Origin of the sequence: Bacillus sp. es.034 (assembly GCF_002563655.1) — a bacterium.
In the GTDB taxonomy this organism is placed as follows: domain Bacteria; phylum Bacillota; class Bacilli; order Bacillales; family Bacillaceae_B; genus Rossellomorea.
Genome location: NZ_PDIY01000001.1, coordinates 2,914,981 through 2,932,169, shown reverse-complemented (window position 1 = coordinate 2,932,169; position 17,189 = coordinate 2,914,981). Strand labels below are relative to the sequence as shown.

Genomic DNA, 17,189 nt, shown 5'->3' with positions numbered 1-17,189 from the left:
TTTTCCTCCTCTATAAACGTGCATATTTACCTATTCTTCAAGAGGAAGGGATTTCCCTTCTCAAATCCCATTTTCATAATAATTAGAAATCACGCCCAAAACCCCTTTGCGCAAATGATCGCAAAGGGGTGTCTATGATCATTTTTACGGTCGGGGAATATTCTTACCGTAAAAAATTTCATCCATTTCCATTTTTAGTTTGTCTGTAATCTCATCCACCTCTTCCTCTTCCAGTCTGTCCTTTGTATAACCAAATAAGTAATTGTTCAAATCGAATTCTTTCAACTTGCATTTTGTGTGGAAAATGTTTTGAGGATAGACATTCACATCGATCATGTCATATTCATCCTTAATTTCTTCCGGAATGTAATTCTGAATGGAATTGATGTCATGGTCGATGAATAGTTTGTTTCCATTAATATCCCTGGTGAATCCTCTCACGCGATAATCCATTGTCATGATATCGGTGTCGAAGGAGTGAATTAAATAATTCAATGCCTTCAGGGGAGAAATTTCCCCGCATGTAGAAACATCGATATCTGCCCTGAATGTAGAGATCCCTTCATGTGGATGATATTCCGGGTAGGTATGGACCGTAATATGACTCTTATCAAGATGCATCGTCACCGTTGAAGGCAATGGACCGGGGGATTCATCAAAATGCTCCGTCGGCACTTCGACGATCGGCCCTTCCGATACCAGGATGGTGACACTAGCCCCCTGAGGAACATAGTCCTGTTTGGATACGTTCAGGACATGTGCCCCGATAATATCCGAAACGTGGGTAAGGATTTTCGTCAGTCTATCGGCGTTGTACTGTTCATCAATGTATTCAATATAGGCTTCCCGTTCTTCACGGGTCTTTGTATAACAGATATCATACATATTAAAACTCAACGACTTCGTTAAGTTATTGAATTCATGCAGTTGAATCCGTTCTTCATGAGATAATTTCATTGCGTTTTTCCCCCTTATGTAAATGTTGAAGCTGCCCTATTTAATTATCTTACCCAGAGCCATCCAAACTAAAACAGGCAGACCTGATTGAAAATGGTGTAGAATGGGTACTGAGCAAAGAGAGTACCTTTCTCTTTTTACTTCTATATTATTTTGGATACAATGGAAGGTAGAATGGAGTGTTAGCATTTGAGACGATTATTTATTCTTATCATGATTATTGTGGTTGCCTATATATCAAAACCCGCCTGGGAAGAGAAAGTGGAAGCGTCAGGTTTTGACACCGTCCTCTCCAAAATCGAAGAAATGAAGAACAACCCTAAAGTTCAGGATGCCTTTGATCAAATCTATCAGGAAGTGAACCTGCTCCTTGTAAAGCTGGACGAGTCATTCCGTGACCTCGAGAACACCTCTGATACGAAGAAAGAAGACCCTGTGGAGAAGCCTGCTTTAACAGTCCCAAGCGATCAAACGTTTTCTATCTATAATATTGAACTCGGGGATTCCAAAGAAAGCGTCGAGGAAGAAGTCGGCGAAGCTAAGAGAAAATCCAGCAATGAATACGGGGTATCATGGTATGCCTATCATGAAAATTATCGGAACTTCTTCATGGTCTCCTATGATCAAAACCAACAGGTGAATGGACTGTTCACGAATCAAGATCTTCTCTCCTCTGATTCAGGGATCAAGATGGGCGTTTCCAAAGAGATGGTACAGAATGAACTGGGTGAGCCATTGACCAACATCCGGAAGGGACTGACATTATATCAGTTGCAAAATAACGGAGAACAGGATGTCTACCAGATCGATGGAAGCTATGTGACCATCTTTTATGATAAGCATGAAAATGATACCGTCACCGCCATCCAGATCATCGACGGGAACTTGGAAGCAAATAAGAAAAACTTCTATACAGAGGGAAGCTCTGAATTAAAAGAAGGGTTTGAATTCCAACTGTTCGACCTTACGAATGCCACCCGCGTAGAGAAAGGGCTGAACGTCCTATCATGGGACAGTCTAGTGAGGGATACAGCACGTAAACATAGTCTGGATATGGCGGAACAGGATTATTTCAGTCACACGAATCTTGATGGTCAGTCACCATTTGACCGCATGGAAGAAGATCAGGTAGCCTTTCGCACCGCTGGGGAAAACCTGGCCTACGGTCAGTTAAGTTCGATTTTCGCCCACGAAGGACTGATGAATTCTAAAGGTCATAGAGAAAACATCCTCCAGCCACACTACGAACATTTAGGTATAGGGGTAGCCTTTAACGAAAAGTCCCAGCCATATTATACAGAGAATTTTTATAGTAACTGATAATATCGTGAGCAGTTTGTCACATCAGGGCACCGGAATTCCATGAACCTAAAAAAACAAGCGGGAGAAAATGCTCCCGCTTGTTTTTTGGTCTTTTTAAAATGTATAAAGATCATGACTTGGCTGGAGGGATCTCACATCCGTTTTCATCACAGGCCAATCCGTCCATACCAAGGGGCTGAAGAGCTGAAGGTTCATTTTCCTCTTCCCACACCTTTTGCATGGAACTCAAAAATACATCACTTGGTTGAGCTCCTGAAATGGCATACTTACGATTGATAACAAAGAACGGCACACCTTGGACACCAATCTGCCTCGCTTCTTCCTCATCCCGGCGAACCTCTTCCGAGAAATCACTGCCTTCAAGGATGGAGACCGTCTCCGCTTCATCGAGTCCAGCCTGTTTCGCTAATTCCACAAGAGTGTCCCTGTCACCAATATGCTTAGATAGGGTAAAGTGTGCATGCAAGAGGATTTCAGTCATCTCTGCTTCTTTCCCTGCTGTTTTCGCATATTTAGTCAGGCGGTGGGCATTAAACGTATTAGTCGGTATGCTTGTGTCAAACCGGAAATCAAGTCCTACAGAGGCTGCTTGCCGGCTCATGCCATTGGTCATATTTTTAGCTTCCTCAAGAGATGTTCCGTATTTTTTGGAAAGGAGTTCTTGAATACTATATTCTGTGTTGACCGGAGCGCCGGGATCGAGTTCAAAGCTTTTAAATTCAACTTCAACAGTATCCCTCTGAGGGAACTGCTCCAGTGCCTTCTCTAAATGACGTTTTCCTATATAGCAGAATGGACATACATAATCTGACCATACTTCAATTTTCAATCTTACCACCTCAATCATCGTTTTCAGTTCGTACTAGATCGTATCATATTACCTTTCATCTTACATAAGATTTGCTCACGATTCACTAATATCGAGGTTTCCCCTTCGTCCTTCTTTTAACCCTCACGGAATGACAGCGATCACAGATAGGAAAGCCGAAGTTCGGAGGAAGTTTTTTTCCGCATTGCCTGCACGACTGTGTTAAACTTGTGACTTCTGTCCGCAGGCTTTCGTGAACGCCATCGGCAATTTCACTCCTGATTCGTTCCCAATAGTAAGCCTCCGTCTGCCTGCCCAATCGGTATAAAAACAAAAGATGAAGCCCGACAGCTTTATACGAAACTTCTTTTTGCTCCAGGTTCGTACTCTTCAACTGTGGTTCAGGCAGTTCTTCACCATCTACAATCGCTTGCATGCATTGGAGCCACTGCTCTGTTAACTGCGTTTCTTTCTTGGAGAAAGGAAGATGGAGAAATCCGTACAGGTCATTTAATGAAAGTTTAGCTTCGATTTGGGTTCCCCGGATTAATTCATACAGTTCCCTTTCTTCAAAAAGGGTCGCTTTTTCGGTACCGAATGGACTTTTGAACTTGTCCCATAAAAAGAAGAACGTGTCCAGGTCATGGTAATATCTTTGAAAACGTTCAAATACACCACTTGTGGGGGCGATGGCAAACGTTTCGAGGGCTTGATCAGGCTTTTCGAGGAGCTGCTTCATCACCATAATATCCTTTGAGAAAGCCACTTTCCCCTCATTGTAAATTCCTTTTCTTCCTGCGCGGCCGGCAATTTGCTTCACTTCCTGTGAAGTCAGCCTTCTCCTCCTCGTTCCATCAAATTTATCCGTTTCCAGGAAAACGATCCTGCGTATCGGGAGGTTCAATCCCATCCCGATTGCATCGGTCGCAACGATCATATCCGTTTTCCCTTTAATGAACTGCATCATCTGTCTCTTCCTCGTTTCAGGAGGCATGCTTCCGTAGATCATGCTGACTTTATGTCCATTATTTTGTAATCTTGAAGCGGTATCCAATACTTTTTTCCTTGAAAAACAAACGACCGCGTCCCCTTTTTTAGCATGTCTCAATTGAAATTCTTTTGATTCAACTTCAAGGGGGATGTCTCTTTTGTAATGATGGATCTCGACGTGGCCTTCTCCGACCAATCCCATCAATAGATCCCGGACGTTTTCACTCCCGATGATATGGACCTCTTTGGCTTTTGCCTTTGTTATGGCACGATACCAGGAGAAGCCTCTATCCTGGTCGGCAAGCATTTGGGCCTCATCGATCACGATCACTTCATATTCATCTTTTTCACGAAACATTTCAACTGTAGATGAAACATGGTGTGCAGAAAGAACTTCTTTTTCTTCTTCGCCTGTTTTCAGGTTACACGGGACGCCGTCTGCATTTAATGTATCGAATACTTCCAGAGCGAGTAAACGGAGGGGAGCTAAATACATACCGCTTCGGGCTTCTTTCATCCGGCTGATTGCATGATGTGTTTTCCCTGTATTGGTTTCACCGATATGGAGGATATAATGGATATCACCTCTGAACGAAAGGCTATATTCCCGACCGAAGATTTCTTCCAGTATTCGTTCCTCTTCCTCTTGTTTCCGTTTTAATTCAGCCAGTTCAGCTGCTTTTCTTTCCTCGCGCTTCTTGAGATCACTTTCATATAATGAAAGGTGAACATCAGCATCAAAAGGAATGTCTGTAAGTCTGTATAAATCATCCATATACTCCTCTTGAATCATGCTGAAAAAGTTGGATTTCAGCGTCAGAAGAAAATGGTGACTGAGTCTGCTCAGCCTTTCTTCTGTAAGTTCCTGGCCGTACACCGTCTCATATCCCTTCCTCAATTCTTCGGGCATATGCTCGGATAAAGACCGATAGACCACCTGCTCTGTGTGATAAAAGACAAAGCGTTCATATGGATAGAAATAGGTTTCATATTCCCACACATGACCATCCCAATGCTCACTCTTTTTGTGAATCGAACCTGTGAATTCCGAAAGAAAATCGGAAACGGTGGCAAAGGAGTCCTTTGTATAGCGTCCTTCTTCTTCTAATTTCACTTCCAGCATATGCGGTTCAACCGACCGGAATTTGGTTTTGGTCCGGATATCGCTCATCCATTTATTAGCGAATAAGAATCGCAGCTCCACATACCAGTGAGTCTCTAACTTATCCATTTGTTGGCTGATGAAAGAAAGAATCTTCTTTTGACTCTCTTTTTGAAGAACAGCCTTCTTTTTTTCTTCTTGATTCTTTACAAATGTCTTTCGGACTTCACGATGTCGTTCTGTCCAATCTTTTTCGGATATAGGGTTATCCTGTATCCAGTTTAAGATATGGAAAGGTTGATACTCCCTGATTTCATTTCGGAACAATTTGTTGATCAATTTTTTATCCGTACCTTCAATATCGTAACCTTTCTCTCGTAAAAATGCTTTTTTATGACTCCTCAAGACATCATTGGTTACTTTATTAAGCCAACTATTCAGCCATATTTGATGAAAGAAAGCACTCCTATCCTTCAAATAATCCTGAAATGAAGGACATTTTTCGTGTTCCTCCAGGAAAAGTGTCATATCTTCCTCAATTTTCCGTTTCGTTTCCTCTATTGCTTCTTCTCGAAGTATGTGAAGCTTTTGCATGGTAAGACCCCTTTTTATCGTGATACAGATTCCTCTACTATTTACTTTATAGTGTATGTATTTCTTCTCCATCTAACAATTCACTTGCTCAAATAAGTCATTATATCACACATGCAAATCTTCTATCATTACTATTTGGGAGTTCCGGTGTAGATTGAGGCAATTCAGATTTCACTTCTTTCAATGGCCTTTCCTACGGCAATTGTCAGGTCCCTGGTAAGTTCGGCAACCATTTTATCGAATGCATGTTGAAGCACTTTTGCCACAGGGCTTGAGGATACGATGGCTAAGCTTCCTGTCATGCTTGTTACAAAGGTGTCTACTTCCTCCGCTTTGAAAAATCCTGAACCCGTGAACCTTTGATTTATACCATTTAATGTGAACTTCACTTCAGATGGTTCCTTCCAATCTGTAATTCTCACTTTCACATAGATTTTTTTTGTCACCATCCCATAATGAACGGTGAATTTCCACGTTGATTGATTATCTGAATAAATAGTATGCTCCTTGTATCCGGGCACAAGGGGGGCCCAAGTGTTCATATCACGAATAAAAGTCCATACATCTGATCGCGATGCATGGACATTCACTTGATGTATTCCATTCCCCATAAGAATTTCCTCCTCTTTGAGAATGAGATCATCTCCTCATTCACCTGATTTCTCCCATATATGTTGCCGGGACTTCGATGAATAGTATGAAAGGGAATGGATCATTATGACTGATGAACCTGATAAAAATAAAGGCAGCCCTGCTCACTGTTAGTTGATGAAGTTCTTTACGATGTGAGGCACTTCTCTCAATTCCTTCACTTCATAATCCGGGACAACCTTTTGGGGTGTTTGCCCCCGCCGATTAATCCATATCGTTTTGATACCCATCCTTGAAGCCCCCAGGATATCTGTATTTAAGTTATCTCCAACCATGATCACTTCATCTTTATGTAGCTTCAGCCTCTCTAATGCATGATGGAACATGGCAGGATCCGGTTTTCCTTTACCAATATCCCCGGAAATGATGATTTCTTTGAAATAAGGGAGGAGTTCAGGAGTTTTATCCAGCTTCGTATTTTGTAAATGAGGGGAACCATTCGTTAATAATAACAGTTGGTAGTTTTCCTTTATTTCATTTAAAACATGGAATGTATCTTCATATACATATGGTCTTTGGTTTCGTTCCTGACGAAATGTCTCGGATAATTCTTCACCAAGTACGGAATCCGTTATGCCCAAAGATTTCAAGCCCCTGGTCCATGAGTCTTTGCGGTAGGAAGGAACGGTTTCTTTCATCTTCAGAAAATTCTCATCATGTTCATCCAGGAAATCTCCCCAAAGGCCTTCAAAAGGATTGATTCCGATATTCTGTGTGAACTCATATGTATCATATGTTGCATAAAGTTCCCTGGCAGCTTCCCTGACGCTTGACTCAAGTGCTTGCGGATCGGTCCCCGCCTTCTGGTGTGCATAGTGGCATGTTGCTTTGAATGCTTCTTCAATGCTTTTCGAGTCCCATAATAAAGTGTCATCTAAATCAAACAGGATGGCTTTAATCACTCTCATCTCTCCCTTTAAGTATTCAGCTTATAGTTTAGATTACTAGCTATATGTGAAATAGTAAACCAGAAGGATAAAATAATTTATTGCGTTATTTTCAACACTATTAGGGAATATAACTAAAAACAGATTAAAACGAGGTGAAATCAATATGTGGATCGTATATGCAAGCATTGCCTTATTTGTCATTTCCCTGATTATGCTGGGTGTCGCTTTGATGAGGACCATCAAGACCACACGTCCCATTGTGAATGAAATGAATCAAACGGTAGCCACTATTCAATCGAGGATGGATAAAATCTCTTCAGAAGCAACTCAGCTTCAGGAAACCCAGGGAGAGATTCAACATGATATCGAATATAAAAAGTCCACTTTTACAGATACCATCCAAGAGGTGAAACGTACGCCTGAAGTATTAAAAGAATTTGTAAAGAGTATGAAAAAGTAGTATTCTGTCACCTTGCTTGATGCAGGGTGATTTTTATTCCTTTATTTTGGTTTACATAATGTTATTATGATTCATTTCATTCCTTTCTTCCCCCACTTATTCATGATAAAATCGTCTACATTAGATTCGAGGAGGAAAAGCTGTGAAAAAATGGGCATTTGTATCAGACTTCGATGGAACCATTTCAAAAAAAGATTTCTACCATCTCGTCATGGAGAAATATTTTCATGAAGGAACTTCCTTATTTACCAAATGGAAGGCTGGCGAAATGAAGGATATCGAGTTTTTGTCAACCGTCTTTTCATCGATTCATCAAGACGAAACTCAAATCATTGAGGATATCCATTCATTAGAAATCGATGAACATGTCACTGCCTTCATCCGTAAAGTCCAGGCTCAAGGAGGGGATTTCTATATCCTCAGTGCGGGAACGGATTATTATATCCATCATATTCTTCAAAAATACGGAATCGCGGATGTGAAAGTATTCTCAAATGAAGGCTATTATAAGGAAAAGAATGTACATATGAAGATCGACCCTGCTCATCCCCATTACTCAGAGCGTTATGGGATTGACAAGTCCAAAGTGATTGCTGAGCTAAAGAAAGAGTATGAGACGATTTACTTTGCCGGTGATAGCGAGCCTGATAGCCACCCCGCTGAAGTGGCGGATATCACCTTTGCGTTGGATGCATTACAGAGCATCCTTGAGGAACGCGGGACCCCTTTTATGAAAGTGAATGATTTCTATGACATAGACCGTTACTTAACAGACACTGGGGTATTAAAGTAAGCCACTTTGCACATTTATTTCGTTCATGATACACTTAATCTGCCTCTCCCGGACATTCGCTTGTTGCGGGACACTTAACCATGTACGGACGGGAGGGGCCTCGATATAACCATATAGAGACTGAATCCATCATTTTTGGATTCAGTTTTTTTAGTTTGCATGACCTTCTTATAAGACATTTAATGAAATAATCGAGTAGGAGGGGATGATTAATCCCCGACCTCTCACACCACCGTACGTACCGATCGGTATACGGCGGTTCAATCAAGATGATTGACGAAGACTTTCATACCTAACGATAAGACTTAGGAGCCCTTGGCGATTCCAGAAGGAATTGCCAAGGGTTTTGTGTAGTATTGGACTTTGTGCGATCCTCCAGTAACCCTTTCGGGTATTACCCCACTCATATGCCTTCCATTTTGGAACGCCGAGCGCAATGAGGTTGCGGACCTTCGTTTTCGGCAGTTTCCACTGCTTCCACAGACACATTCGTAATCTTCTTCTGATCCATGCATCCAGGTATTTTAGGAAGCTGGGTGTATCAGCGAGCTGAAAATAGCCGATCCATCCCATTAAATATTGGTTCAGCTTTCTGATTCGACCCTCCATCGACCACCCTGAAGATCTGGAAGTTAGAGAACGGATTTTCTGTTTCAACCGTTTTATACTTTTGGAGGCAACTCTGACTTTTGGTTTGCGATTTGATGTAAAACTAAAGCCAAGGAACGTTCTTCTCCAAGGTCGGTCCACCGCAGATTTCTTTCGGTTTACCCTCAGTTTAAGTTTCTTCTCAAGAAACGTTGTCACTGAATTCATCACCCGGTTACCGGCTTTAGGCGAACGGACATAGATATTACAATCATCTGCGTACCGTATAAAGCGGAGCCCTCGTTTCTCTAATTCTTGGTCCAGTTCATTCAAAATGATGTTAGAAAGCAATGGACTGAGAGGTCCGCCCTGTGGCGTACCTTCCTCACTTTTCACCTTTACACCTTCTATCATAATTCCGGCATTGAGGTAAGAACGAATCAGTTTCAGAAGTGCTTTGTCCTTTATTCTCTTCGCAAGAAGACCCATGACCTTATCATGATTCACTCTGTCAAAGAATTTCTCTAAGTCAATATCGATAACCCAGCGATATCCTTCCTGGATATACGTTTTCGCTTTTCTGACGGCGTCATGGGCACTCCGATTTGGTCGGAACCCATAACTATGATCAGAGAAGGTTGGATTGTATATCTGAGAGAGTATCTGGGCAATTGATTGTTGAATCATACGGTCTGTCACCGTTGGGATACCTAACAGCCGGACGCCGCCGTCTGGTTTCGGGATTTCGATCCGACGTACCGGGTCCGGCTTGTAGGTTCCCCCAAGAAGATCCTTTCGAATCGATTGCCATTCGTGCATGATATGCGATCGCAGGTTTTGTACGGGCATAAGATCCACGCCATGGCTTCCCTTATTACGCTCTACACGTTTCAGTGCTTCAAGCATATTCGGTTTAGACAGAATCATATTCATCAACATCACTGATATTCCTTTCCTTCGTGTGTCACGTTTCCTCTTTCGATGGCCCTGCCTCACACTTCCACCAGCCCTCACGGAATTCACCGTTACCTCTAAATGGACAGCTCTTTTCAGATTGTCTGTGAGTCTCTCAGTTACCATGAGCCAGGTCGTGGCACTCTCTTGATTGTTCAGTCCTTCCCGACTTCCTCGAGAAAAGCCGGTACTATGACCTCGGCTGACTTCTGGCGGTTCAGCAGAGAATCGCTTCTCCGGTTACCAAGTATTCAAGGCGTATCCGCCAGATCTCCCCGGGTAAGAGTGCAATCTTTCCCTCCATCTATCCGCCTCATTTACTTTCTGCACCTTCGACAGTTCGGACTTCATCTTGTATTGCAGACTTATCCAGTGCAACAAGCCTTATATGAGATTCGTGTTCCTCGGACCGGAGGTTTGCCGCCCGCTTCCTTCAGATTCCGGGTCGCCCCGGACACCCTTGCGTTAAGCTAACCGCTACAACTGTCTTCACGGCTCGGGACTCTCACCCTATAGATCACACCCATGCCGGGCGCACAATAAAAAAGCCAGCCCCCGATTGGGAACTGACTTGAGATACTAAGGTTTGAGCCACAGTTGCCGTAATTTGATATAAGAAAGTTTTAAACCACCACTCCTCAAAGTGGGTGTTTGCAGAAGGTTTCCTGTCGTCCTCAGTCGTGGAGGCTTGACATTCCAACTTCGATGTAAAACTCCCTATTACAGTTTAAAGGTTAAAACTTCGTTATGATTACGAACAACGCAGCCTGTATTAGTATGATACAACATCAATTGAATTATTTCAACCGTTGTTTTTCTTCTAGTTGATACAGGTGATTCAGAGTGATGCGAACTTAGCGAGGTCCGCTCCTCAACAATTATGCATCAAATACTTCGACTTTCTCCATTACGTCGCCGTTTTTCATTGATTTGGCAATGTCGATCCCTGAAGTCACTTTTCCGAAGACAGTATGAACGCCGTTTAGGTGAGGCTGTGGCTCATGTACGATGAAGAATTGGCTGCCTCCTGTATCTTTACCGGCATGGGCCATAGATAAAGAACCTTCTTCATGCTTATGCGGATTCCCTTCTGTTTCACATTTGATTGTGTAACCAGGGCCACCCATACCGTTACCGTTAGGGCATCCTCCTTGGCTTACGAAACCAGGGATGACACGATGAAAGCTTAAACCGTTGTAAAAACCTTCGTTTGCCAATTTTTCAAAGTTCGCCACTGTTACAGGTGCTTCATTTGGAAATAAATCAAATTCAATTTTTTCACCTGTTTGGAATTGTATGTATCCTTTTTTCGCCATTTTAAACAGCTCCTTTTTTATTATAGGTCAATCAATATAATATCATTGAACATTTCTCATGTCACTTTAAAGGTTGGCCTGAACCCTATCGTTTTTATTTTTTCGTACAGCGTAACTGGTTGTCATGAAGCTCCCGGGGGTGTGAATAAGCTATATAGAAGTCATTTATCATTATAGGGAGTGGACCATATGATTGAAAACTTATTAAGCGGCATTTCCATCGATCCACAAGTCACCGTGCTCGTTCCCGTGTTATGGGTACTTGGGTATGCTTTGAAGCGGACCCCTCATATCCCGGACTGGCTCATCATCTGGATTCTTTTACTGGTGGGTGTTGGAGCGAGCGGATGGACGCTCGGGTTTGACTTTAACGGGATCGCCAACGGATTTATCGCAACAGGGGCTGCCATCACCACTCATCAATCAGTCAAACAGACCTTTTTCGAACGGGTGAATGATCGAAATAAGAGAGACAAGAAGAAATAAAGAAAAACGGACTGGTCCAAGGTAACGATCCGAGTTCCCTTGGCCAGTCCGTTTTTATCATTTAGCGAGCGTGTCGATGAATTCTCTCATGTAATCAGGCAGATCCGGTGGTCTTCGACTGGAAACGATATGGCCGTCTGTCACGACTGGTTCATTCATCCAGATAGCCCCTGCATTTTCCATGTCGTCCTTTATTCCAGGTGTGCTTGTGACTTTTACACCTTGAAGGATCTTGGCTGAAATCAAGACCCATCCAGCATGGCAGATTTGACCGATCGGTTTCTTACGTTCATCCATGGATTTCACCATGGCAATGACCTCTTCATACCGACGAAGCTTATCGGGGGACCAGCCTCCCGGAACTAGAATGGCATCATAGTCGTCCGGATTTATGTCTTTAAATGCATATTCAGAAACAATCGGCACTCCATATTTCCCGATATACTCCTCATTGGCCTTTTCTCCGACAATATGAACCGTCGCCCCCTCTTCCCGCAAACGCAGGACAGGATACCATAGTTCCAGGTCCTCGAAGTCGGCACTGACCAACTGTATGATTTTTCTTCCGACTAACTTCATTTGAATCCCTCCTCTATTATGTACACGATTATTGTCTAAGGAATCAGCACATATTGCAACCGATAACCTTAATTGTATGGACTATATTTCTTTATTGCTTTAATGATGGTTTTCGTTTGGAAGTAGGAGACAAAGAAGGCAACCACGGTCATCATGGTACCAAATATGTATATCAACCTGGAAAATTGCCTGAATGAATTTTTTTTCAAGAGATTCACCATACTTTCAGTAAATTTAGACATCCTCACCTATTATTCCCATATTGAATCCAAATATGAATGGCAATGAGGCTATTTTCCGACCATAGAATCCTGATTTAATCGGTGAATGTAAAAAACGTCCCGTTCCCTGGGACGTTTTTTACTAGTCTTCCAATAATTTAATCAATGCTTGAGTGCCACTGTTTTCTTCGCCTTCTGCGGCGAGCTGCTCGTATAATGAGAGGGCAAGTTCCAGACCGGGCGTTCGGAGTTCCATCTCTTTAGCTGAATGCAGGGCAATCTTAAGGTCCTTGATAAAATGTTTAACGTAAAACCCTGGAGCATAATCCTGCTCGATCATGCGGGGAACCAGGTTACTGAGGGACCAGCTGCCCGCTGCCCCTGATGTAATGCTTTCCAGTACAGTGTCTGGGTCCAAACCGGATTTCTTTGCGTAAAGTAATGCTTCACTGACTCCCATCATGTTCGAAGCAATGGTGATTTGGTTACACATCTTTGTATGCTGACCCGCTCCTGATTTTCCTTGATAGACAACATTCGACCCCAGGAGTTCCAAAAGTGGTTTTGCCAAATTGAACGTGTTTTCTTCTCCTCCCACCATAATGGAAAGCCTGGCCTCTTTAGCTCCGATATCCCCTCCCGAAACGGGAGCATCCAATGTCGATAAGCCCTTCTCCTTCCCGGATTTAAAGATTGCATCTGCGAGAGCCGGTGAAGAAGTGGTCATATCAATCGCAATCGATCCCCTTCTTAAATGGTTCAGTATGCCGTCCTTACCAAGGTATAGTTCTTCAACATCTGAAGGATACCCTACAATCGTAATAACGAGATCCGAAGCTTTAGCAAGCTCCTTTGGTGTGTCAGCCCATTTCGCACCACGATCTATGAGATCCGAGGCTTTATGTTTTGTGCGGTTATAGATAACCAGAGGAAAACCTGCCTCCAGAATATGACCAGCCATACTTTTCCCCATTACTCCTGTTCCAATAAATCCAATGACAGTCTCTTTCGTCAATCTTTTCATTCCATCCACCCTCTCCTTGTCTACCATCCATGTTTATTTTCATCCATATGGAGAAGATTGTCCACTCCTTCATTATTTCGGTACCTCTCCCCCATGTTTAAATTCATGTGCGTCGGGAATACAAAGAACATACTAAATAAACGAATCACTTGAATGGAGGAGAATGAATATGAAAGTAAAAAAAACGTTACTTGTTGGTGCAACCGTTACGGCTGGTTCACTTGGATGGATACTATCATCGAAAGAAAAACGTAATCAGCTGCACAATGTGAAAGAAGGATTGGTTACGAAATTTAAAAAGAAAAGAAAAGAAGATCTACCCATTGAAAAAGGCGGAAATCCGGACCCTTCAAATATAGAAGACAACTCCATGGTAAGTGAAGGAGCCATGACATCCGTTCAATACTATAATGAACAAAAACAAGATTAAAAAAAGCTGAACGCAGGGATTTAATCCTTTTGCGTTCAGCTTTTTTTAATTTAATGAAAAGAAATAAATAGTCACAAGTAACAGAACGATGGTAGCCACTACTGTCATCATTTTGATAAAGACATCTGCAGACACGAATGTTTGTGTATTGATATGTCTTCTGGTTCTGTAATAATTGATGGTAGAGCCAATGATGATGGCAAACCCGATGAAAATCGAAATCACACTTATTCCGGCGGCAATCCGGTCTTGAACAGGGTTCCCCTGAAGGGAATTAAAATGTAAACTTGTCGTTAAAAACCCAATTCCGATTATGGCAATGGCCGTACGGATCCAAGCCAAGAACGTCCGTTCATTAGCCAGGTGCTGCTGTATATATTTTGATTCATTTATTTCTTTCATGTTGTTCACTTCCTCAATTCTACCATTGCAGGCAAACATCCCATTTTGTCGGGATGCTTGCCTTTTTCACCTGTGACGTATCAATCAGATCAGCGCACAGCACATCTATTTGGGCCTGTTTCCATTTCACGTTTTTCATCTTCATCAGGATCGATTTTACCCATATTCGTTTCACGGATTTTCTCATAGCTGTTTGGTTGTGGAGGAAGGTTTTCTGTAACTGTTTTTCTGAATTCCTCTTCATCCTCAATGTTCAAACCATGATTCTCTTCATACAAGTCACTCAGACGGTGTGAGATTGACCCGTCATCATTCATTTCATCTATCGTCATATAGTGAGCCGGCAGGACAATCAAGTCATCGTTAAGGTTTTTATACCTTGTATACAATGTTTCCCGCAGGTCCCCTACCCAATCTTCTGCTTTACCGGCTAAGTCAGGTCTCCCAATGGAATCAATAAAGAGAATGTCCCCAGTGAGTAAATAATGCCGATCGACAATAAAAGAAGTACTTCCAATTGTATGACCCGGCGAGTATACTGCTTCGATCATTGTATCCCCCACCTTGATACCAGTTTCATCTTTGACTTCTTTATAGGCGTACTGGACTTCTTCGGCATCTTTCGATGGCAAATAATAAGGTGCATCAAATTCGTCACTCAAGAATCGTCCACCTGAAATGTGATCTGCATGGAGATGAGTGTCAAGTACTGCTTTTACAGATAAATCGTGATTTTGGATGAACTTCTTATAAGGTGCGAGCAGGCGACTCGGATCAATGAAAGCAACCTCGTCTTTGGAGACAATCGCATAAGATAAGCACCCTTTCCCAATCCGTATGAATTGATAAAGGACGCCCCCAGACACATCACCGATTTTTACAGGCTCAAGGTATTCGCTCCATGCCTGCATACCGCCTTCAACGGAATAGATATGATTCATTCCTGCATCAGCAAGCATCTCAGCCGTTTTAGTCGAAGAATTTCCTTTTGCGCAGATGACATAAATGGATTCATTGTCTGGTAAAATGGATTGAACCGACTCAAGATTATCCTTCAACTCTGAAAAGGGTTTGTTGATGATCTTGACGTTTTTCCCTTCCACTTTCCAATCGTCAAATGCGTCTTTGGGACGAACATCCAAAATAAACATCCTGTCTCCATTCATGATTTTTTTGGTAAGTTCCCCTGCCGTCAAATTCTTCACTGTCGTTGTCATATCTTATTCCTCCCTTATATTTATTATTTTCTCTTCGTATTTACATTATCCTAATATCCAACCTATAAACCTATAGGGGTATTCATCTTCAAAAAATTGTACGATAAGGAATGGAGGAAGAGGCTTACTCAACATCCCCTTCCCATGCAAGCATGCCGCCTTCCATGTTGGTGACCTCATAGCCATGATAAGCAAGAAACTTCACGGCACGGCTGCTTCGGCCCCCTGATTGACAGACTACGATGTAATCATTTTTCTTATCCAATTCATTCATACGAAATTCCAGCAGCCCTAAAGGAATATTGGTACTGGTAGGGATTTTCCCATTCAGCACTTCAGCCGGCTCACGTACATCGATGATATTCACTTGTTCCCCGTTCGCTAATCTCCGGTTTACTTCATTGCTCAGGATCGTTTTCATAGAAGATTCCTCTCTTTCAAATAATGGTTTTCATCACACTAATGGGACCAGGAATTCATTCCTCCCTTAAAGTTCGTTACAGAGGTAAATCCTATCTTTTTAAGAATTTTGCATGCATTGGCACTTCTCATACCACTTTGACAAATGACAATGATTTCTTTGTCTTTGTTTAGAGTGTCAGCGGTTTGATGTAACGATTGTAACGGCATATTTTTAAATTGTTTAATATGACCATGATTGAATTCCCCTGGTGAACGGACATCAATGAATTGCCTTTTCATATCTCCTAAAGTCGTTTTCAATTCACTTGCAGACATTTGCTTGATATTCTTACCTGGTTTCTTGATCAATACATACACATAAATAAGTATGACTAACATGATTAATCCGAAAAATTCCAACATAAGCACCTCATTTCTTGATAAGCAGGAACATTGTCCAATTACTTTCTACGTCCATATTATACCCCTATAGGTATATTGTCAAGAAAGATATCTATTGTTATTTACGGAATAAACTTGAACGACGACATTAAAAAAAACCGGCTCAATAAGACGAGTCGGTTTGATCACTTTACCAATAATTATAGTAGCGTTTATGTGGCCCTTTAAACGGGGTGTTCACGAGCTGACCTCCTAGAAAGCCTAAGCCAAGTCCAATCAATCCTGCTCCGATGGGGTTTATACCATACCCATAACCACCTGCCGGACCATAGGCGCCAGGACCAAAGCCTGCCTGCGGGTATCCTGGTGGCGGATAGCCCTGTGGACCGTAAACTTGCGGTGTGGCATAAGGTCCTTGAAGATAGGGTGTGTTTTGGGCTCCCACAGGACCGTATCCCTGTGCCCCGCTAAGATAATCCCCTCCGTTACCAAGGTTAGGGAAATAGCCTGAATTTAGGAAGGGCATTAAATTCTTTCTGTATATGGAACTCCTCTCATACATGTTCGTCACTCCTCTTTATTAGCCTATTATGAAAAGGA

The 17,189-nt window shown here is 42.3% G+C and carries 19 protein-coding genes and 1 other RNA gene; 5 read left to right on the top strand and 15 right to left on the bottom strand.

Translation table 11 applies throughout. The features are described 5' to 3' along the window. Window positions 1-144: 144 nt before the first annotated feature. The gene (gene speD, locus ATG71_RS15020) at window positions 145-957 is read right to left on the bottom strand and encodes an adenosylmethionine decarboxylase (RefSeq protein WP_098440276.1); all 813 of its coding nucleotides are present in this window, start codon (window positions 955-957) and stop codon (window positions 145-147) included. Between the two features lie 189 nt (window positions 958-1,146). On the opposite strand from speD, the gene ATG71_RS15015 reads away from it, so the two are divergent. Then, on the top strand, window positions 1,147-2,277 hold the full coding sequence (locus ATG71_RS15015; RefSeq protein ID WP_286163023.1) for a CAP domain-containing protein: 1,131 nt from the start codon (window positions 1,147-1,149) through the stop codon (window positions 2,275-2,277). A gap of 112 nt (window positions 2,278-2,389) precedes the next feature. On the opposite strand, the gene ATG71_RS15010 is transcribed toward ATG71_RS15015, so the two are convergent. From ATG71_RS15010 to ATG71_RS14995, 4 genes are all read right to left on the bottom strand, one after another. After that, a complete protein-coding gene (locus ATG71_RS15010) occupies window positions 2,390-3,109 on the bottom strand; it encodes a DsbA family oxidoreductase (protein WP_098440275.1) in 720 nt (239 codons plus the stop codon). 85 nt (window positions 3,110-3,194) lie between these two features. Continuing rightward, window positions 3,195-5,774, bottom strand: coding sequence for a DEAD/DEAH box helicase (locus ATG71_RS15005; RefSeq protein WP_098440274.1), 2,580 nt, complete (start codon window positions 5,772-5,774; stop codon window positions 3,195-3,197). 164 nt (window positions 5,775-5,938) lie between these two features. After that, window positions 5,939-6,385, bottom strand: coding sequence for an SRPBCC family protein (locus ATG71_RS15000; RefSeq protein WP_098440273.1), 447 nt, complete (start codon window positions 6,383-6,385; stop codon window positions 5,939-5,941). Between the two features lie 150 nt (window positions 6,386-6,535). Continuing rightward, window positions 6,536-7,327, bottom strand: a complete 792-nt coding sequence (locus ATG71_RS14995; protein ID WP_098440272.1) for an HAD family hydrolase — start codon at window positions 7,325-7,327, stop codon at window positions 6,536-6,538. Between the two features lie 151 nt (window positions 7,328-7,478). Here ATG71_RS14995 and ATG71_RS14990 point away from each other — a divergent pair, with 151 nt between their 5' ends. Together ATG71_RS14990 and ATG71_RS14985 are read left to right on the top strand one after the other, a co-directional pair. After that, complete coding sequence (locus ATG71_RS14990) at window positions 7,479-7,775, top strand: DUF948 domain-containing protein (RefSeq protein WP_098440271.1); 297 nt, start codon at window positions 7,479-7,481, stop codon at window positions 7,773-7,775. A 142-nt stretch (window positions 7,776-7,917) separates the two neighbouring features. Continuing rightward, entirely contained in the window at window positions 7,918-8,568 is a 651-nt protein-coding gene (locus ATG71_RS14985) for an MtnX-like HAD-IB family phosphatase (RefSeq protein ID WP_098440270.1), read from the top strand. Window positions 8,569-8,832: 264 nt separating this feature from the next. Here the strand turns inward: ATG71_RS14985 and ltrA are convergent, their stop codons facing one another. The 3 genes from ltrA to ATG71_RS14970 form a co-directional block, all read right to left on the bottom strand. Continuing rightward, window positions 8,833-10,095, bottom strand: coding sequence for a group II intron reverse transcriptase/maturase (ltrA, locus tag ATG71_RS14980; protein ID WP_098440269.1), 1,263 nt, complete (start codon window positions 10,093-10,095; stop codon window positions 8,833-8,835). Window positions 10,096-10,694: 599 nt separating this feature from the next. After that, window positions 10,695-10,882: non-coding RNA, 6S RNA (gene ssrS, locus ATG71_RS14975), on the bottom strand. Between the two features lie 106 nt (window positions 10,883-10,988). Further along, window positions 10,989-11,426 (bottom strand): peptidylprolyl isomerase, encoded by a 438-nt coding sequence (locus ATG71_RS14970; RefSeq protein ID WP_098440268.1) that lies wholly within the window; start codon window positions 11,424-11,426, stop codon window positions 10,989-10,991. Between the two features lie 189 nt (window positions 11,427-11,615). Here ATG71_RS14970 and ATG71_RS14965 point away from each other — a divergent pair, with 189 nt between their 5' ends. Beyond that, window positions 11,616-11,912: a phage holin family protein gene (locus tag ATG71_RS14965; RefSeq protein ID WP_051758260.1), complete on the top strand. Its 297-nt coding sequence runs from the start codon at window positions 11,616-11,618 to the stop codon at window positions 11,910-11,912. Between the two features lie 57 nt (window positions 11,913-11,969). Here the strand turns inward: ATG71_RS14965 and ATG71_RS14960 are convergent, their stop codons facing one another. Together ATG71_RS14960 and ATG71_RS14955 are read right to left on the bottom strand one after the other, a co-directional pair. Further along, window positions 11,970-12,491: a type 1 glutamine amidotransferase domain-containing protein gene (locus tag ATG71_RS14960; RefSeq protein ID WP_098440267.1), complete on the bottom strand. Its 522-nt coding sequence runs from the start codon at window positions 12,489-12,491 to the stop codon at window positions 11,970-11,972. A gap of 363 nt (window positions 12,492-12,854) precedes the next feature. Next, on the bottom strand, window positions 12,855-13,736 hold the full coding sequence (locus ATG71_RS14955; protein WP_098440266.1) for an NAD(P)-dependent oxidoreductase: 882 nt from the start codon (window positions 13,734-13,736) through the stop codon (window positions 12,855-12,857). Window positions 13,737-13,905: 169 nt separating this feature from the next. Here ATG71_RS14955 and ATG71_RS14950 point away from each other — a divergent pair, with 169 nt between their 5' ends. Then, the gene (locus tag ATG71_RS14950; RefSeq protein ID WP_098440265.1) at window positions 13,906-14,166 is read left to right on the top strand and encodes a DUF92 domain-containing protein; all 261 of its coding nucleotides are present in this window, start codon (window positions 13,906-13,908) and stop codon (window positions 14,164-14,166) included. 45 nt (window positions 14,167-14,211) lie between these two features. On the opposite strand, the gene ATG71_RS14945 is transcribed toward ATG71_RS14950, so the two are convergent. The 5 genes from ATG71_RS14945 to ATG71_RS14925 all read right to left on the bottom strand — a co-directional run bounded on the left by ATG71_RS14945 (window position 14,212) and on the right by ATG71_RS14925 (window position 17,151). Beyond that, entirely contained in the window at window positions 14,212-14,568 is a 357-nt protein-coding gene (locus ATG71_RS14945) for a YidH family protein (RefSeq protein WP_098440264.1), read from the bottom strand. A gap of 89 nt (window positions 14,569-14,657) precedes the next feature. After that, a complete protein-coding gene (locus ATG71_RS14940) occupies window positions 14,658-15,785 on the bottom strand; it encodes an MBL fold metallo-hydrolase (protein WP_098440263.1) in 1,128 nt (375 codons plus the stop codon). Window positions 15,786-15,909: 124 nt separating this feature from the next. Beyond that, the gene (locus ATG71_RS14935) at window positions 15,910-16,206 is read right to left on the bottom strand and encodes a rhodanese-like domain-containing protein (RefSeq protein ID WP_098440262.1); all 297 of its coding nucleotides are present in this window, start codon (window positions 16,204-16,206) and stop codon (window positions 15,910-15,912) included. 38 nt (window positions 16,207-16,244) lie between these two features. Then, complete coding sequence (locus ATG71_RS14930; protein WP_286163022.1) at window positions 16,245-16,610, bottom strand: rhodanese-like domain-containing protein; 366 nt, start codon at window positions 16,608-16,610, stop codon at window positions 16,245-16,247. A gap of 169 nt (window positions 16,611-16,779) precedes the next feature. After that, on the bottom strand, window positions 16,780-17,151 hold the full coding sequence (locus ATG71_RS14925) for a hypothetical protein (RefSeq protein WP_098440261.1): 372 nt from the start codon (window positions 17,149-17,151) through the stop codon (window positions 16,780-16,782). Between the last annotated feature and the right edge of the window lie 38 nt (window positions 17,152-17,189).

Bases quoted from the DNA above. Each gene is read 5' to 3' on its own strand.
- speD (WP_098440276.1), bottom strand. From the start codon at position 957: ATGAAATTATCTCATGAAGAACGGATTCAACTGCATGAATTCAATAAC.
- ATG71_RS15000 (WP_098440273.1), bottom strand. From the start codon at position 6,385: ATGGGGAATGGAATACATCAAGTGAATGTCCATGCATCGCGATCAGAT.
- ATG71_RS14950 (WP_098440265.1), top strand. From the start codon at position 13,906: ATGAAAGTAAAAAAAACGTTACTTGTTGGTGCAACCGTTACGGCTGGT.
- ATG71_RS14955 (WP_098440266.1), bottom strand. From the start codon at position 13,736: ATGAAAAGATTGACGAAAGAGACTGTCATTGGATTTATTGGAACAGGA.
- ATG71_RS14925 (WP_098440261.1), bottom strand. From the start codon at position 17,151: ATGTATGAGAGGAGTTCCATATACAGAAAGAATTTAATGCCCTTCCTA.
- ATG71_RS14965 (WP_051758260.1), top strand. From the start codon at position 11,616: ATGATTGAAAACTTATTAAGCGGCATTTCCATCGATCCACAAGTCACC.
- ltrA (WP_098440269.1), bottom strand. From the start codon at position 10,095: ATGTTGATGAATATGATTCTGTCTAAACCGAATATGCTTGAAGCACTG.
- ATG71_RS14970 (WP_098440268.1), bottom strand. From the start codon at position 11,426: ATGGCGAAAAAAGGATACATACAATTCCAAACAGGTGAAAAAATTGAA.
- ATG71_RS14930 (WP_286163022.1), bottom strand. From the start codon at position 16,610: ATGTTGGAATTTTTCGGATTAATCATGTTAGTCATACTTATTTATGTG.
- ATG71_RS14945 (WP_098440264.1), bottom strand. From the start codon at position 14,568: ATGAAAGAAATAAATGAATCAAAATATATACAGCAGCACCTGGCTAAT.
- ATG71_RS14935 (WP_098440262.1), bottom strand. From the start codon at position 16,206: ATGAAAACGATCCTGAGCAATGAAGTAAACCGGAGATTAGCGAACGGG.
- ATG71_RS14990 (WP_098440271.1), top strand. From the start codon at position 7,479: ATGTGGATCGTATATGCAAGCATTGCCTTATTTGTCATTTCCCTGATT.
- ATG71_RS14940 (WP_098440263.1), bottom strand. From the start codon at position 15,785: ATGACAACGACAGTGAAGAATTTGACGGCAGGGGAACTTACCAAAAAA.
- ATG71_RS14960 (WP_098440267.1), bottom strand. From the start codon at position 12,491: ATGAAGTTAGTCGGAAGAAAAATCATACAGTTGGTCAGTGCCGACTTC.
- ATG71_RS15005 (WP_098440274.1), bottom strand. From the start codon at position 5,774: ATGCAAAAGCTTCACATACTTCGAGAAGAAGCAATAGAGGAAACGAAA.